At 68.2% G+C, this 15,201-nt stretch carries 11 protein-coding genes, 1 tRNA gene and 4 pseudogenes; 8 read left to right on the top strand and 8 right to left on the bottom strand.

Translation table 11 applies throughout. From position 1 onward, the window contains the following. Positions 1-91: 91 nt before the first annotated feature. A pseudogene (locus D1369_RS44345) lies at positions 92-273 on the top strand (IS5/IS1182 family transposase); the annotation flags it as partial. A 75-nt stretch (positions 274-348) separates the two neighbouring features. On the opposite strand, the gene D1369_RS41455 reads toward D1369_RS44345, so the two are convergent. Then, positions 349-1,041 (bottom strand): VOC family protein, encoded by a 693-nt coding sequence (locus tag D1369_RS41455; protein ID WP_007379270.1) that lies wholly within the window; start codon positions 1,039-1,041, stop codon positions 349-351. Between the two features lie 645 nt (positions 1,042-1,686). On the opposite strand from D1369_RS41455, the gene D1369_RS41450 reads away from it, so the two are divergent. Both D1369_RS41450 and D1369_RS41445 read left to right on the top strand, forming a co-directional pair. Then, the gene (locus D1369_RS41450; RefSeq protein WP_007379271.1) at positions 1,687-2,067 is read left to right on the top strand and encodes a hypothetical protein; all 381 of its coding nucleotides are present in this window, start codon (positions 1,687-1,689) and stop codon (positions 2,065-2,067) included. Positions 2,068-2,251: 184 nt separating this feature from the next. Beyond that, positions 2,252-4,525: a tetratricopeptide repeat protein gene (locus D1369_RS41445; RefSeq protein WP_240436142.1), complete on the top strand. Its 2,274-nt coding sequence runs from the start codon at positions 2,252-2,254 to the stop codon at positions 4,523-4,525. Between the two features lie 400 nt (positions 4,526-4,925). Here the strand turns inward: D1369_RS41445 and D1369_RS43285 are convergent. Next, positions 4,926-5,060: transfer RNA gene (locus D1369_RS43285), tRNA-Ile, on the bottom strand. 275 nt (positions 5,061-5,335) lie between these two features. Between D1369_RS43285 and D1369_RS44340 the strand changes: the two are divergent. Then, a pseudogene (locus D1369_RS44340) lies at positions 5,336-5,518 on the top strand (AI-2E family transporter); the annotation flags it as partial. A 131-nt stretch (positions 5,519-5,649) separates the two neighbouring features. Here the strand turns inward: D1369_RS44340 and D1369_RS41435 are convergent. The 3 genes and pseudogenes from D1369_RS41435 to D1369_RS43280 all read right to left on the bottom strand — a co-directional run bounded on the left by D1369_RS41435 (position 5,650) and on the right by D1369_RS43280 (position 7,906). Further along, on the bottom strand, positions 5,650-7,080 hold the full coding sequence (locus D1369_RS41435) for a non-reducing end alpha-L-arabinofuranosidase family hydrolase (RefSeq protein ID WP_007379274.1): 1,431 nt from the start codon (positions 7,078-7,080) through the stop codon (positions 5,650-5,652). Between the two features lie 362 nt (positions 7,081-7,442). Further along, positions 7,443-7,763: pseudogene (locus D1369_RS41430) on the bottom strand (IS701 family transposase); the annotation flags it as partial. Then, on the bottom strand, positions 7,745-7,906 hold the full coding sequence (locus D1369_RS43280) for a hypothetical protein (RefSeq protein WP_162950987.1): 162 nt from the start codon (positions 7,904-7,906) through the stop codon (positions 7,745-7,747). The gene D1369_RS43280 and the pseudogene D1369_RS41430, both read right to left, overlap by 19 nt. 494 nt (positions 7,907-8,400) lie before the next feature. Here D1369_RS43280 and D1369_RS41425 point away from each other — a divergent pair, with 494 nt between their 5' ends. The 4 genes and pseudogenes from D1369_RS41425 (at position 8,401) to D1369_RS41410 (ending at position 13,395) form a co-directional block, all read left to right on the top strand. Continuing rightward, positions 8,401-9,828 carry a glycoside hydrolase family 43 protein gene (locus D1369_RS41425; protein WP_007379276.1) on the top strand — a complete coding sequence of 476 codons (1,428 nt, stop codon included), beginning with the start codon at positions 8,401-8,403 and terminating at the stop codon, positions 9,826-9,828. A gap of 183 nt (positions 9,829-10,011) precedes the next feature. Beyond that, the gene (locus D1369_RS41420) at positions 10,012-11,580 is read left to right on the top strand and encodes an alpha-L-arabinofuranosidase B (RefSeq protein ID WP_037898545.1); all 1,569 of its coding nucleotides are present in this window, start codon (positions 10,012-10,014) and stop codon (positions 11,578-11,580) included. A gap of 130 nt (positions 11,581-11,710) precedes the next feature. Beyond that, positions 11,711-11,896, top strand: a pseudogene (locus tag D1369_RS41415) (alpha-L-arabinofuranosidase); the annotation flags it as partial. 275 nt (positions 11,897-12,171) lie between these two features. Next, a complete protein-coding gene (locus D1369_RS41410; protein WP_037898547.1) occupies positions 12,172-13,395 on the top strand; it encodes a serine hydrolase domain-containing protein in 1,224 nt (407 codons plus the stop codon). 377 nt (positions 13,396-13,772) lie between these two features. On the opposite strand, the gene D1369_RS41405 is transcribed toward D1369_RS41410, so the two are convergent. From D1369_RS41405 to D1369_RS44830, 3 genes are all read right to left on the bottom strand, one after another. Further along, positions 13,773-14,516 (bottom strand): SDR family oxidoreductase, encoded by a 744-nt coding sequence (locus tag D1369_RS41405; protein WP_007379280.1) that lies wholly within the window; start codon positions 14,514-14,516, stop codon positions 13,773-13,775. 49 nt (positions 14,517-14,565) lie between these two features. Further along, positions 14,566-14,745: a hypothetical protein gene (locus tag D1369_RS44835; RefSeq protein WP_063649549.1), complete on the bottom strand. Its 180-nt coding sequence runs from the start codon at positions 14,743-14,745 to the stop codon at positions 14,566-14,568. A gap of 110 nt (positions 14,746-14,855) precedes the next feature. Next, positions 14,856-15,119 (bottom strand): hypothetical protein, encoded by a 264-nt coding sequence (locus tag D1369_RS44830; protein WP_063649556.1) that lies wholly within the window; start codon positions 15,117-15,119, stop codon positions 14,856-14,858. Positions 15,120-15,201: the final 82 nt, after the last annotated feature.

Here is a 15,201-nt window from a genome sequence, read left to right as displayed (position 1 = left end):
AGGTGACTGGGGCGGGCTTGGTGCAGAGCAGAAGACTGAAGACGGCCGGCCCCGGGGGGCGGACTCTGCAGCGTCTCAAGGACCTCTTCAGCGCAGACGCGGGATCCGCAGCACCATCCCGAACAAGCCCGATCAGCTCGCCAACCGCCGCAGGCTCGGCTCCTGCGGCGGCCGACCGCCGAGGTTCGACAGGCCGACTACCGCGATCGTCACGCGGTCAAGTGCGGCATCAATCGCCTCAAGCGGCACCGCGCCGTCGCCACGCGATTCGACACACGCTCACCCTCCGCTACGAAACGACCGTCCTCGTCGCAGCCATCAACGAGTGGCTGTCACCAGCACGTTGTTTCAGGTGTCTCGGCCCTGCCATGTGGTGACGCAGGCTTCGTTCCCCTCCCGGTCGGCAAGCACCCAGAACGCGGGGGCACGGGCCGCGGATACAAGCCGCCCCCCAGCGGCCAGCGCGGTCTCGACCCGTCGGGGTGCCTCGTCGTGCGGAACACTGATGTCGAGATGGATGCGATTGCGCTGCGGACGCGCGCGGTCCATTTGCTGGAACCAGATGGCCGGGCCCTGCCAGAGCGGATCAACGAGCGGATCATCCGCTCCACCGGCACCTGCCTCATCGGTATAGCCCAACACCGCCTCCCAGAACGGCCGAATGCCTGCGATGTTCAGTGCATCGATAGCGATCTCCACAAGCTGGACGGACCGTGGTGCCCCCGTTCCCATTCCGGGCTCCGGCAGAAATCCGGACTTGCCGGCGGTGGCGGAGATCCGACGTGCGAGCTCGACATCCCGGGTGGTGACCGTCGCATGGTCCAACGACTGCAGAGTGAAGACGACCCGATCGGGGCGGACATCGATCCGGAGATGGCGATCCGCATCGTCGCCACACACCGCGACAGCGTCCGCTGCCAAGCTGATCGCTTGAGCCGACGTCCCGACCGGAACCGACGTCTGCAACGAGCCCAGCAAGTAGCGCCACCCGTGATCCTGGACCGCCTCCGAAGCTGCCTGCCGACTCAATATCTGCTCCATGGCTGCATCCTTGCAGCCCCACTCGCAATCCCGCCCGCCAGTACCGCCGATGCACGCCCTGGCAGCCACTGCCACACCTTGCGGCCGAGCGCGTGGCCGCCGACTGGCCCACAGCCCATGCCTGGCTGGGCCATGTGGAGCCGTACGGCAAACGCCGGCGTTCGCCGCCGCGGATCTGCGACGGCGTGTCCCGGCGACCGACACCCTCCACACCCTCGGGGACCGGGGAAGGACCTCCATGACCAGGGACCGGCTACTTCGCCGCTGCAGGTCTCCCGTTTTCGGCGATGGGCGGGGGCAACCGCCCGGCCGCTTCGCCGCCGGCGCAGGACTTCCAGGGTGTCGACGGCCGCGGAGTCGGTGGGGCCCACTTCCTTCGACGCGGAAGCGACCGACACCACTACGGGCTTGGCGGTACACCCTCTTCTCCCAGCGCGGGGGCCACAGGTTTCGGTGTCTCGTGCTTCGGCCCACGGGGCCCGGTCGGTCCGACCGAGTCGGTGATGTTACACCCGGCATGCCGTGCGGCACATCGTATGCGCTGTCCGGGAAGTGGTTTTCGAGAAAGTGACGAAAGCGGAAGTGGCTGCCTGGTAGCACTAAGGACTTGCGCGGCTCTGGACAGCCGCTGGGAAGGGGTCTGTCATGTCGAGGAACACGAAGGCCATGGTGCTGACCGCTGCCGCACTCGTCATCGTCTCAACGCCACTGGTGTGGCTACTGGGCAATGCGGACGTCGGTCAGTTGGTCGGCGCGGCCGTGCAAGCCGGCACAGGGGTGGCGGCACTGGTGTGGGCCCTGTTCCGGTCGCCGTCAGGCGATTCCGGAGACTCACCACGGACCGGAGCCCGGAACGCCGCCGTAGCCACAGGTCGGGCAGAGGCGGAGGACGGAGGCACCGCATCCACCGGCGTTCGCCGGTCGGCCGACCTGGCGGGCGGATCTGCACGGGCCGAGCGGACCGGGGATGCGGTTGCGCGCGGCACCGGCAGCCGTGCCAACACCGGCGTCGATCTGGGCGAGTGAGGCGGACACCGGACAGGTCGAGGTCAGAGACATGGGGCGCCGAACTGGTGGCCGTAAAGGTAAGCGCGAGCGTAAGGCGGCGGGCAGTGGACGGTTGAGCAAGGCGCCCGAGGTTCCGGCAGACGGGCAGTCCAGTGCGGCGGCCGACCGAGGCATCCAGGTGCACCGGACCGGGAATGCCAGCGTGAACGGCGACAACTCCATCGCCGTCTCCGGCGCCCTTACCGTGGTGCAGCCCCCTCCCGAGCCACTTCGGTGGCCGCAAGTGGTGGGGAACCCGCCGACAACGGCATCGGCCTTCCAGGAACGCCCCGAGGTACGAAAGCACATCGATACAGCGCGGGACCGACACGCCACGGTTGTCCTCTCCCAGGTATTGAGCGGCGGTGGCGGGGTGGGTAAATCCCAGCTCGCCGCCAAGCTGTTCTGGGAGGCTCTTGCCGAGGGCACCGAGCTGTTGGTCTGGGTCAACGCGGCCTACCCCGGTCAGGTGGTCGCAGAGTACGCACAGGCTGCCCAACGCGTGCGCGCGGACGGTGCCGACGGGGAAGATGCCGAGGCCGACGCACGAGCGTTTGTGAATTGGCTGGTTCGTGACGAGTGCCGATGGCTTGTCGTGCTGGATGACGTGACCGACCCCGCAATGCTCGCGGCCTGGTGGCCACCGGCTTCGATGAAGGGCCTCGGCCGCGTTCTGGCCACCACTCGCCGCCGAGACGACGTGCTGAGGGGTGGCGGTCGCGAGGTGGTGGAGATCGGCAGCTATACACCAGCCGAGGCGGGCGCCTATCTGAAGAGCCGGCTGGAGCGTGCGGGTGCCGCCCACCTGCGAGACGAATCCGAGACTGAACTGACCGCAGCACTGGGGCTGCTGCCGCTGGCGCTGTCACACGCCGCCGCCTACATGATCAATGAGAACGTGGCGTGCGGACGGTACCTGCGGCTGTTCACCGACCGCCGCCTGCTGTTGGACGACGTGCTCCCCCAGAGCGCGGACTCCGAGGGGTACGGGCGGCAGGTGGCGGCAGCACTGTTGCTGTCTCTGGACGCCGTCCGAGCCGCAGACCCGAGCGGGCTCGCGGTGCCGATGCTGCACCTGCTTGCCCATCTCGACCCCGCCGGCCACCCTGGCGAACTCTGGCAGAGCGCGGCCGTCCTGCGTTACCTGCGCGCCCGACGCGAACCGCGCCGACGCTTGCTGCGGCCCCGGACAAGTCCCGAACAGACCTACGCCGTGCTGCGACTGTTCCACCTCTACGGGCTGATTGACGACGACTCAGACACATCGAACCCCTCCACGGGCAACCGACGCGTAGTCCGGCTGCATGCCCTGACCGCCCGCGCGGCCCGCGAGACGGTGCGTGCTCGCGATCTGTCCGCCATCGTGCGGGCCGCTGCGGAGGGTCTCGCGGAGTTGTGGCCCGAGGTGGACCAGACCGACCCGGACCTCGCTGTCGTACTCCGAGCCAATACCAGCGCACTGGCGGAGTGCGCCGAGGAGACTGTGTGGGCCGAGGAGGAGGCCCGCCTGCTGATGTGGCGCGCCGGCACGAGCCTCCTCGATGCAGGCGCTTACATCACAGCGATCAGCTACTGGGAGGGCCTCGTGGAGCAGGCCGAACGGCGGCTGGGACCCGGACACCGTGAAGCCCTGCTCACCCGCTCCAACTTGGCCTCCTCCTACGCACAGGTCGGCCGCACCAAGGATGCCATCGCCCTTCAGAAGCGCGGCGTCGCGGACTGTGAGCGGGAGCTTGGCACTCGGCACCGCATCACCTTTATCGCACGCGCCAACCTGGGCAACTCCTACCTGCAGGCCGGCCGCATCAGTGAGGCCATCGCCTTGCTGGAGCAGGTGGCCGCGGACCGCCGGCGGTATCTCGGCAGTCGCCACCGCGACTTCGAGAACACCCTGGTGAACCTGGCCCCTGGTTACTTGCGGGTTGGTCGCGCTGACGAGGCCATCCGCCTGCTGGAGCCCATCAACGCCCGACGTGGCCGAGCGGACGATCCGAACACTCTCACCGTGCGGTACATGCTCGCGCAGGCCTACTTGTTCTGCGAGCGCACCGACGAGGCGATCCCCCTGATGGAGCAGGTCGTCGCCGACCGCGAGCGGCAGCTCGGCACCGACCATCCTGAGACCCTGGCCGGACGCACCAGCCTTGGCAGCTGCTACGTGGGAAGTGACCTCAGTCGTGAGGCGATCGCCCTCCTGGAGCCGAACGTACGTGACTGCGTACGTATCCTCGGTCCCGAGCACCCGACCTCTTTGGAAACCCGCGCCCATCTCGCCGGCGCCTACCGGAAAGCGGGCCGCCGAGCAGAGGCCGTGGCCGTGCTGGAGCAGGTCGTCGCCGACCGCCAACGACTGCTGCAGGCCGCCAACCCCGAGACCGTGCAGATGGCTTGCATGCTGCGGCAGTGGAAGCGTGAACAACGGTCACGCCGACATTGACTAACACATGCCTAAGCGTCGGTACGCCACTCCCGGTTCACCGACGCGACGGTCAGTGTCCCGTGCGCCCTTCTGCCCGCAGGACCTACCTGGCCGCCACGTTCACGGCACGGCCGTCGGCCCGCCATGGTCAGTATCGGTCGTGTCCATTACGGAACGCGACGTCGAGGTCCTGCGCGTTGAACGCTACCAGCGCGTCGATGTCGCCCTCCGTCCTCATTCAGGCCCCTGTCGGGCATCTACCGCACCGCGCTCTCGGAGCATTCACGCAGCTCAGCGCAGCGCGTACCGCCCTCCGTCGACTCCCGCCGAACTTGCGAGCAGCGGATTCAATCCGAGCCCGAGTTGGGGTTCCGGCAGCCCCGAATGCACGTTTCTGCAGGTCAGGGAGTTTCACAGGTGGGGCGGGTGGGACTCGAACCCACGGCCGACGGATTATGAGTCCTTTGAGGATCTTGGCGGGCCTTATTCCTACCCTGATCCTGGCGTTTGTGCTGGTCAGACGAGACGACCTGTGTCGACTCTCCCCCGCCTCTGTCAGTCTGATCCTGTCCTTGCGTCCCCAACGCGTCCCCAACTCCGTCGCACAGCGAAAATGGCACGGGGCTGACATGCGACCGCGCCGCTCGGAGGGGGATCTCAAACCTGCCCGCAGCGGATTCCTCTTCCAACGCATTACCAGGCGGGCTTCATCGGCGCGGGGTAGCGGTCCCCGGCCGCGCCATTCGGCAGCAGCGAGCCGATCAGATCCAGCCCTTCGGGGGTGAAAGCGAGGTGTGCAGCGGCGACGTTCTCGGCCCTCGAGGGTGGAACGTGCTGCAGCCGGTGATCCGCAGCCGGACCGTGCAGATGCGCCCGGCGGCGATCCTGCCGGCGCTCACGGCGGGCGCCTCCATCGCCGGCATCCTCGGCATGCTCCTGTCGGTGCCGCTGACGGCGGCGGCGTTCGGCGTGCTGTCTGAGCTGCGCTCCCGGTACGGCGACGGCGGACCGGGCCGAACCCGCGCGGCCGACGGAGATCGCCGGAACGGCGGGATGACCCCCGGGGCCCGCCGCCCGCCAAAGGGGAGGAACCCCGGCCGGCGGGCGGCTGGGGTTCCTTCGGACGGTGCGTGTCAGGCGGATCAGCGTTGCAGGGTGAGGACACCCGGCCGGTACGGCCACGTCAGGTAGTCGGCACCGCTCGGGGTGGCGCCCCTGCCCTGGTAGAGGAACTGCAGGTTGCAGGGGTCGATGGTCTTGGTCTGGTCGGGGTTGTTGCGGACCAGGTCACCGTGGCTGATGTCGTTGGTCCAGGTGGCACCGCTGTTGGCCTTGCCCGCGAAGGGGCTGCTCTCGCTGCCGGCCTGCACGGCCCACGGACCGTTCAGGCTGGAGGCGGTGTACGAGCGGAAGTAGCGCCCGTTCGCGCCCCTCGCCTCGACGATCATGAGGTACTGGTTCTGACCCTGAACCTTGTAGACCTCCGGCGCCTCGAACACCTTGTCCACGGTGTCGCTGATGACCGTCGTGTACGACGAGCCGAAGTTGCCCGGGAAGTTCGCGAGCGGCATGCTCGTCTTGTAGATCTTGCCGTTGTCACCGGCGAAGAACAGGTACATGTTCTGGTCGTCGGCGATCAGGGTCTGGTCGAGCGCGCCCACGCTGCTTTCGGTGCTGGGGAGCTCGCCGGTGAACAGCGCCTGCGGCGCGGACCAGCTGTTGGGGTTGGTGGGGTCGGTCGACGTGCGGTAGTTGAACTTCCAGCCGCCGGCCCACTGGGAGGCCATCACCCAGATGTTCTTGGGCGCGAAGTAGATCAGCGTCGGCGCCACCGCGCCCTGGCTCATGGCGGTCTGGGGGGCCGTCGCCATGTCCGACCAGTTCGTGAAGGGGCCGAAGCCCATCGAGTGCCAGCCGCTGGCGTCGGCGTACGTCCCGTAGACCAGGTGCTTGCCCTGGTACGTCACGGTGGTGAAGTCCTTCTCGGAGTACCACCCGTTCGCCGGCTGCGCGAGCGGTCCGGTCGAGGTCCAGTTGTACGTCGACGGAAGAGCACATGTGGTGCCCGACGGGGTCAGGCCGGACCACTTCTGGTTGCTGCCGCCGTTGCACGTCGCGATCTCCACCGCCGTGCCGTTGGCCGTACCGGCACCCGTGACGCTCAGACACAGCCCGGACTCCGTGCCGACGACCGTGCCGTCGGCGTTCACCCGCCACTGCTGGTTGGTACCGCCGTTGCAGTCCCAGATCACCGGCCGGGTTCCGGACGTGGTGGCGTGGCCAGGGACGTCCAGACACTTGTTGCCGTACACAGTCAGCTGGTTGCTGTCCGTCAGCGTCCACTGCTGGTTGTTCCCGCCCCAGCAGTCCCAGATCTGGGTGCTGGTGCCATTGGTCTGACTGGCGCCCGGCACGTCGAGACACCGGTTGGAGCCGACGCCGCGCAGGGCGCCACTACTGGCTGCCTGGGCGGTCGGACTGGCGACCAGCAGCGCCGCCAGCGAGACCAGGGTCGCGGTCGTGGCGGCGAGCACCGCGGACGAACGCCTGCGGCTGAAGCCGAGTCTGTGCATGGGGACCTCGTTTTCTGAGTGCGCGGCTCTGCCGGCCCCTCGGAGGCTGTGCGAACGGTGGTGCGGCACGACTTCGCATATGTTCGTGATTTCGAACACCGATCGAAGTGTCGAGCAAGTGGATAATAAAGATCCGGCCACCAGCGTCAATACTTCTCACGGAGTTCACGAGCCGGAAGAGTCACGAGCCGGAAGAAGGCCTACTGCAACGGCGCCTGTTCTGATTGCCGGGCGGCTTCAGGGGCTGTGTCCGCGTCGTTTGTGGTGGCTGATGCGGGCCTGGTGCCGGCGTCGTCGGCGCCAGTGGGACCAGTGCAAGATGTGGTCGACCGGGGTGGGGCGGCGGTCGGCGAGGCGGGTGATCAGGCGCCGGATCTCGGCGAGGCTGAGGTGGATGAGCCGGGAGGACCCGTTTCTGTCTTGTCCGTGTCCAGCCGTCGGGCCCGCAGGACGGTCGGACAGGCGTGGGCGGCCATGGCCAGGGTCATGTGGCGGTGCCGGCCGGGGTAGCGGCGGACCTGGTAGTCGTCCAGGCCGCACTCCTGCTTCGCGGTCTGGAAGCATTCCTCAACCGCCCACCGGCTGCCCGCCACGCGGATCAGCTCGTCCGGCGTCGTGTCGGCGGGGCAGTAGGCGATGCAGCAGGAGATCACCTCGGGCCTGCTCACGCCGCGGCGGGCGAGGCGCTCACGGCCTCCTTGAGCCACCGCGGCCTGCCCGGCCCTGTCCTCGGCCGGCGTTCCCGGTAGGTGCGCCGGGCGTCGACCAGGGAGGCCTTGTTCCGCGCCGCCAGCCATGGCCGGTCGGCGGAGTTGGACCCCGGCACCCTCCCAGAAGCGGACGGGGCGTATCTCGTACGAGCCGGGCCAGGGGGCCGGGTGCCGGGTCGCTCATTTGTACGTTCGATTAACCGGATGTGTCGGATGTATTGACGCGCTCTCTTTTTCGGATTTAGCCTCTGCCCGATTTCACGAACAGCGTTCGATATATCGTCCAACACGCCTGATCGGACAGTGAGTTGACCATGAAGCCCTCCGGACGAAACGCCACCCACCTGAAACACCTTCACGGGTACCGACCGGCACATACACCCGGCCCGCGCCGCAACCTCCCCACCTGGGCAAAAGCACGTACTCGCGCACCCTGACCCGCCGTCACCACGGCGCCCTGGGCGAAGCAGTGACACACCGTCGGTCGGATCCGACCTTCCGGCCCGCGTAGTTGTCCGGGTCCTGCCCCGCCCATGGCGAGACCAGCTTCCCCCCACTACCCCGCTCCCCCGTCGCCCGGCGAGGGCACCCGCACACGACAGGAGATCCGATGTCTGCGCTCCGCGCCCGGCTGACGGTGATGCTGCTCGCCGTCTGCCTCCTCTTCACGGCCCAGGCCCTCACCACACCCCAGCGGGCGGCCGCCACCGAACCCGGCTACCTGATGGTGCACTTCACCGGCGACTCCGCCACCGGTCAGACGCTGTACCTCGCGCACAGCACGGACGGTCTGCACTGGACGGACCTCAACGGCGGAGCGCCGGTCCTCAACTCGAAGATCGGCACGAAGGGAGTGCGCGACCCCGCACTGGTGCGCTCCCCAGACGGCAGCAAGTACTGGATCATCGTGACCGACCTGTGCATCCGCTGCGGCTCGACCTACCAGAACGGCAGCCCCAACTTCGTGGTGTGGGAGTCGACCGACCTGGTGACCTGGTCGAAACCGTGGCTGCTCGGCGCCGCCGGACTGATCCCCGGCGGAATGAACGCGTGGGCGCCGGAGGCGACCTGGAACCCCGAGACCAACGACTACGTCCTGTACTGGGCGACGAACGCCACGGTGAACGGCATCCTCAAGTACCGCATCTACTCCGCCCGCACCAAGGACTTCCGCACCATCACGACCCCGCAGATCTGGATCGACCCGCCCGGCAGCACCCCGGTCGTCGACACCCAGATGACCGAGCTGCCCGCAGGTACCGGCCCCTACCGCTACCTGCGCGTCTCCGGCGACGGCCAGAACAACGTCGAGGGCAGCAACTCGATCCTGGGGACCTGGACCAACCTCGGCAACCTCTCCAGCATCGGCCTCACCGGCAACGTGGTCGAAGGCCCCGTCTGGATGAAGTTCCAGGACCGCGACGAGTGGGCTCTCTACATCGACTACAACAACCCGCAGGGCGTACGCGAGTACAGGCCGATCCTGACGACCAACCCGTTCGACGTCAGCACCTACCGGCTGCAGCCGACGACCAGCTACGACATGGGCGGCACCCCCAAGCGCCACGGCGCGATCATGACCCTCACGGCCGCCGAGGAGAGCCGCGTGCTCGCCCGCTGGCCCAACACCCCCGCACAGCGGTTCCAGTCGTACAACTTCCAGGACCGGTACGTGCGCCAGATCGACTTCGACGTGCGCATCGACCCGAACGTCAGCCCCGTCGAGGACTCCCAGTTCCGGCTCCGGCCTGGCCTGGCGGGCACCGGCACCGTCTCCTTCGAGTCGGTCAACTACCCCGGCTACTTCCTGCGCCACGCGGGCTACGACTTCCAGCTTGTCCTCAACGACGGCAGCAGCCAGTTCGCCGCGGACGCCACCTTCCGCAAGGTCGCAGGCCTCGCCGACGCCACCTGGTCGTCGTTCCAGTCGTACAACTTCCCCGACCGCTACATCCGCCACTACGCCTACCAGTTGCGCCTCGACCCGGTCACCACCACGACAGCCCGCAGTGACGCCACCTTCCGTGTGACGAACTGACGCGACCGTGTCACGGAGCGCTCTGCGGAGTCCGCCGCTTCTCCGGCGGACCCAACAAGCTCCGGCGACGGCGCTCGCCGCCCTGGCCGGCCCCCGGAGCCAGCGGCGGGGCCGGGCCGCCGCCGTGATGGCGGCACCCGGGAGTCCACTCATTTCCCACTCCACTCTGCGTAGGAGTTCTTCATGATCAAGAAACAGTGGATACGCCGCGCCAGACGCGCGCTGCTGGCGGCAGGAGCCACTGCCGCCCTCACCGCCGGCCTGCTCACCGCCACAGCTGCCCCCTCGCAGGCTGCCACCCAGGGGCCGTGCGACATCTACGCCGCGGGCAACACACCCTGCGTCGCGGCACACAGCACCACCCGCGCCCTGTACGGGGCTTACAACGGCCCGCTCTACCAGGTCAAGCGCGCCTCCGACAACGCGACCAAGGACATCGGCCTGCTGAGCGCGGGCGGATACGCCGACGCCGCGCAGCAGGACTCGTTCTGCGCGAACACCAGCTGCGTCATCACCGTCATCTACGACCAGTCGCCCAAGCACAACAACCTCACCCAGGCGCTCAAGGGCTACTGGCCCGGTCCGGCGGAGAACGGGAACGACAACCTGGCCAACGCCTTCGAGGCGCCGGTCACCGTCGGCGGGCACAAGGCGTACGGCGTCTACGTGGCGCCCGGCACCGGCTACCGCAACAACAACACCAACGGCATCGCCACCGGCGACCAGCCCGAGGGCATGTACGCCATCTTCGACGGCACGCACGTCAACGGCGGCTGCTGCTTCGACTACGGCAACGCCGAGACGACCGGCAACGACGACGGCAACGGCACCATGGAGGCCATCTACTTCGGCACCAGCACGGGCTGGGGCTCCGGCAGCGGCACCGGCCCCTGGATCATGGCCGACCTGGAGAACGGTCTGTTCTCCGGAGTCAACCGCGGCGTCAACGCGAGCGACCCGACCATCAACCACCGGTTCACAACCGCCATCGTCAAGGGCGGCCCCAACCACTGGGCCATCCGCGGCGGCAACGCCCAGTCGGGCAGCCTGTCCACCTTCTACGACGGCGTGCGCCCCAACGACACCGGCTACAACCCGATGAAGAAGCAGGGCGCGATCATCCTCGGCATCGGCGGTGACAACAGCAACACCGGCCAAGGCACTTTCTACGAAGGCGTCATGACCCAGGGCTACCCCTCGGACGCCACCGAGAACGCCGTACAGGCCAACATCACCGCCGCCGGCTACAACAGCGGCTCGACCAGCACCGGAACCCTCACCCCCGGCTCCCGGATCTCCCTGCAGGCCACCACCTCGCCTTGCTGCACCTCCCACTACCTGCGCCACAACAGCGCCGACACCAAGGTCGTCATCTCCAGCATCAACTCCGCCAGCCCGGCCACCGACAAGGCCAACGCCACCTGGATCGTCCGCGCCGGACTGGCCAACACCTCCTGCCTGTCCTTCGAGTCCGCCGACAAACCCGGCCAGTACCTGCGCCACTCCAACTACCAGCTCTACCTGAACACGGACAACGGCGGCAGCTCGTTCGCGAAGGACGCCACCTTCTGCCCCACCGCGGGCAACAGCGGCGTCGGCACCTCCTTCCAGTCCGCCAACTTCCCGACCAAGTACATCCGCCACTACAACTACACGGCCTACATCGCCAGCAACGGCGGCACCAACGCCTGGGACAACACGACGTCGTGGGCCCAGGACACCAGCTGGCTCACCGCGGCTCCCTGGAACTGACGTGGGACCGAATCCGTGGGCGGCTTCGGGCAGGGGCCGCCCACGGGTTCTCCATCCGCCCGCACCTTCCTACGCCCCGGAAGTACCAGATGAGCGCACCCCCCTCCCCTCACGCCGGCTCTTCCTCGGCATGGCCGCGGCCGTGCCGCTGTCCATGACCGGCACGCTGACCCTCGGCAGCCAGTCCGCGAACGCCGCGACGGCCTCCCCGTTCGTCATGGCCTACTTCACCCAGTCACCGAGAAACCTCGGTACGGACTACGGCCTCCACCTCGCCGTCAGCACCGACGCGCTGCAGTGGATGCCGTCCAGCCAAGCCCTGTAGCCGGGCCCTGTCATCCGCGTCCTCGGCGACCGCACCCGGCGAGAGCGGCGCGGGACAGTGCCGGCATGGGCAAGAGGTCGCTGCGAGACGGCGACCGCATGCATCAGCGAACCGTGGGACGGCCCTGGGCCAGGAACCATGCCGATCACCTGCGCGGCTCCGAACGAGTGGACTCACCGGTACGTGATCTGTGGGGGCCCTTTTCGACGCGTTGCCGATGGTGATGTTGCGGCCATCCGAGCCCGCGACTGAAAGAAGCCCCGCCGATGCGCCGCACCCCCCACCTCCGGATGCTCGCCGCAACGCTGTTCGTGGCGTGCGCCGCCCTGGTCCCCACGACAGCGGCTCCCGCCGCCACCGCTCAGACCACAGGGATCGACCGGCACTACGGGGACGACCACCCGCCGGGCGGCCTCGGCCCCGAACTGACCGCCCGCCTGGACAGGACGATCGAGGACGTCCGCCGGCAGGCAGGCATCCCCGGTGCCGTAGTCGGCGTCTGGCTGCCCGGCAAGGGAAGCTACGTCCGCGCGACCGGCGTCGCCGACACCGCCACCCGCCGCCCGATGGCCTCCGATGTCTTCCTACGCATCGGCAGCGAGACCAAGACGTTCACGGTCACCGCGCTGCTCACACTCGTAGACGACGGCCGGATCCGCCTGGACGACCCGATCTCCCACTACGTCGACGGCGTACCGGACGGCCACCGCATCACCCTGCGCCACCTGGCCGGGATGCGCAGCGGCCTGTTCCCCTACAGCGCCGACCCGGACTTCGCCCACGCCCTGCTGAGCGACCCGCAGCGCTACTTCACCCCGCAGGAGGTACTCGCGTACGGCTACCGCCACGACAACACCTTCGCGCCGGGCACGCAGTTTCAGTACTCCAACACCAACCTGGTCCTCCTGGGCCTGGTGATCGAGAAGGTCAGCGGCCAGTGCCTCGCCGACTTCATCGAGAGCCGGGTGCTGCGGCCGGCCCGTCTGCACCACACGCTGCTCCCCCAGGGTCCGGAATTCCCCGAGCCACACCCGCACGGCTACACGAACCAGACCCTGACCGGCGAGGTGGCCGACACCACCAACTGGAACCCCAGCTGGGCCTGGGCGGCCGGCGCGATGATCTCCAATCTGCACGACTTGCGCCGCTGGGCGCCGATCGTCGCAACCGGATCGCTACTCAGCGCCCAGACCCAGGCGCAGAGGCTCAAGACGCTGCCGACCGGGATTGCGGGCCTGAGTTACGGCCTCGGCATCTTCGAGACGGCAGGATGGATCGGCCACAACGGTTCGATCCCCGGGTACCAGACAGTGACGGTGTATCTGCCCTCGAAGAAGGCAACCCTGGTCATCATGATCAACACGGACATCAGCAGCGGAGGCCAGGAGCCGTCGACGCTGCTGGCCCGGGCGGTGACCGGGATTGTCACGCCGGGGAACGTTTACGACGGGGCGATTGCTCCGCGGTCGGGGTGGGGCCGGGTCCGGTGAATCGGGCCCGGTGGGGCCGGGTGCAATCGTTCCCACCCCGTAACCGCGCCTGTGCAAACGCTCAGTGACCGCGAGCCTCATCGTGCAGGAGCTGAAGGGATCGCCTTCGTAGTACCGCAGAGTGAACCGCTGTTTCTACGGCCCCAGTTGCATGATGACGTCGCCGCCCTGGACGCTCACGGTCATCGGGCCGCAGAGAGGTCATTGGCGCATGTTCCGGGGTTCTGGGCCACGCTCCCTACCGGTCACCGTCCGAGCCCCGTAGCGTCTCCGCGGCCTTCCCGGCTCGCTTCTACTGCGGCAGCGGGCCACGCGCCGTCAGTTGTTGCAACACCATGGCCGGCGATCCGTGGACCGGTCCGCAGGCGGTCGGGCGATCACCACGGTATGGGGCCGAGTCGATCTGTGAAGGTCCCGCTCGGGCCGTCTGGGTCCAGCAGTGCCAGGCGAACGATCGAATCGGTGCCCTCGGTCACGGTCAGCTGGCCCATGTTGTTGTTCATGTCGGTGGCCGCGAAGGTGTGGTTCACGACTTCCCCGGGGGTGGCCGCGTTGAACTTGATGCCGGGGAACGCCTGCGCGTAGCGGATGGTGAGCATGTTCAGCGCCGCCTTGGAGGAGCTGTAAGCGAGCTCGTGCATCTTCGAAACCGGCTGCTCCGGATCGGTCACCACGGAGAATGCCCCGACGGCGCTGGACACCATCACCACCCGCGGGTGGTCGGCGGCCTGCAGCAGCGGCAGGAAGGCGTGGGTGACGCGGATCGGGCCGTACACGTTGGTGTCGTAGACGGCGTGGACCTCGGCGACGGTCGCCTGGGCGGGGTGGATCGCGTGGCCCGGCGCGCCGGCGTTATTGATCAGGACGTCCAGCCGGTCGGTGTGCGTGCGGACCAGTTCCTCGGCGGCCGCCACGGACTCCTCCGAGGTGACGTCGAGCGGGACCAGGACGACGTCGATGCCGTCGGCGGCCAGCTTCTCGGCGGCCTCGCGGCCCCGATCCTCGTCCCGGGAGCCGAGGAACACCTTCCATCCCAGCTTTCCGAGGCGGCGGGCGGCCTCGTGGCCCAGGCCCTTGTTGGCGCCGGTGATCAGGACTGTGGACTGCTTCGTGTCGGTCATGCCCCCAAGACACCGCTCCCGTCGTTCCCGTGACGCGACGTGAGCGGCATCACATCACTGGAGTTCCTCGCGCTTTCCGGGACATGGCTGTTGTCGGGGTTGGGGATCCGGACGGGCTGATGATCAGGCCGGTCTCGGTCAGACAGTCGTCGACCAGCTCGGGGCGGTACTGGATCCGTTCGAGGGCGAAGCGGACGGCGGACAGCAAACCGTCCAGGTCGGTGACCACGACGTTCGCCAGTGGCCCTCGATTATCAGCGACCAGATGCCCTCGATGGGGTTCAGCTCCGGGGCGTAGGTGGGCAGCGCGGCCAGCGTCAGCCAGGCGTGCTCGGCGGCTTAGGTGCGCAGGCCCGGCATCCAGTGGGTGCGCACGCTGTCCCACACGACGACCAGCGGCGCACCGAGCTGCCGTTGTGCGGCGGCCAGCAGGTCGCGGTAGTCGGTCCAGCCGAAACCCTTCTTCTCCCCCGCCGACCGCGGTAGACGTGCAGCCGGAAGACCAGGTGACTGCGGTGCCCGGGACGGCAGCAGGTCGGCCCGGCGATCGACACCCGCCCCGAGCCACGCCCTCGCACCGTGACCACCGGAGTCCGTCCACACCGGCCCCAGTTCTTGGCCTTCGGCGGCCGTGGTTCCACGCGGCCAGCACCGCCTTCTTCCACAGCGCGATCGCCTGCTCATC

It is taken from the genome of Streptomyces sp. CC0208, from assembly GCF_003443735.1.
Taxonomy (GTDB): Bacteria; Actinomycetota; Actinomycetes; order Streptomycetales; family Streptomycetaceae; genus Streptomyces; species Streptomyces sviceus.
The sequence above is the reverse complement of the archived record's forward strand: the minus strand, read 5'-3'. Positions and strand labels throughout refer to the sequence as shown.

Bases quoted from the DNA above. Each gene is read 5' to 3' on its own strand.
- D1369_RS41420 (WP_037898545.1), top strand. From the start codon at position 10,012: ATGATCAAGAAACAGTGGATACGCCGCGCCAGACGCGCGCTGCTGGCG.
- D1369_RS41425 (WP_007379276.1), top strand. From the start codon at position 8,401: ATGTCTGCGCTCCGCGCCCGGCTGACGGTGATGCTGCTCGCCGTCTGC.
- D1369_RS41410 (WP_037898547.1), top strand. From the start codon at position 12,172: ATGCGCCGCACCCCCCACCTCCGGATGCTCGCCGCAACGCTGTTCGTG.
- D1369_RS41405 (WP_007379280.1), bottom strand. From the start codon at position 14,516: ATGACCGACACGAAGCAGTCCACAGTCCTGATCACCGGCGCCAACAAG.
- D1369_RS41455 (WP_007379270.1), bottom strand. From the start codon at position 1,041: ATGGAGCAGATATTGAGTCGGCAGGCAGCTTCGGAGGCGGTCCAGGAT.
- D1369_RS41450 (WP_007379271.1), top strand. From the start codon at position 1,687: ATGTCGAGGAACACGAAGGCCATGGTGCTGACCGCTGCCGCACTCGTC.
- D1369_RS41435 (WP_007379274.1), bottom strand. From the start codon at position 7,080: ATGCACAGACTCGGCTTCAGCCGCAGGCGTTCGTCCGCGGTGCTCGCC.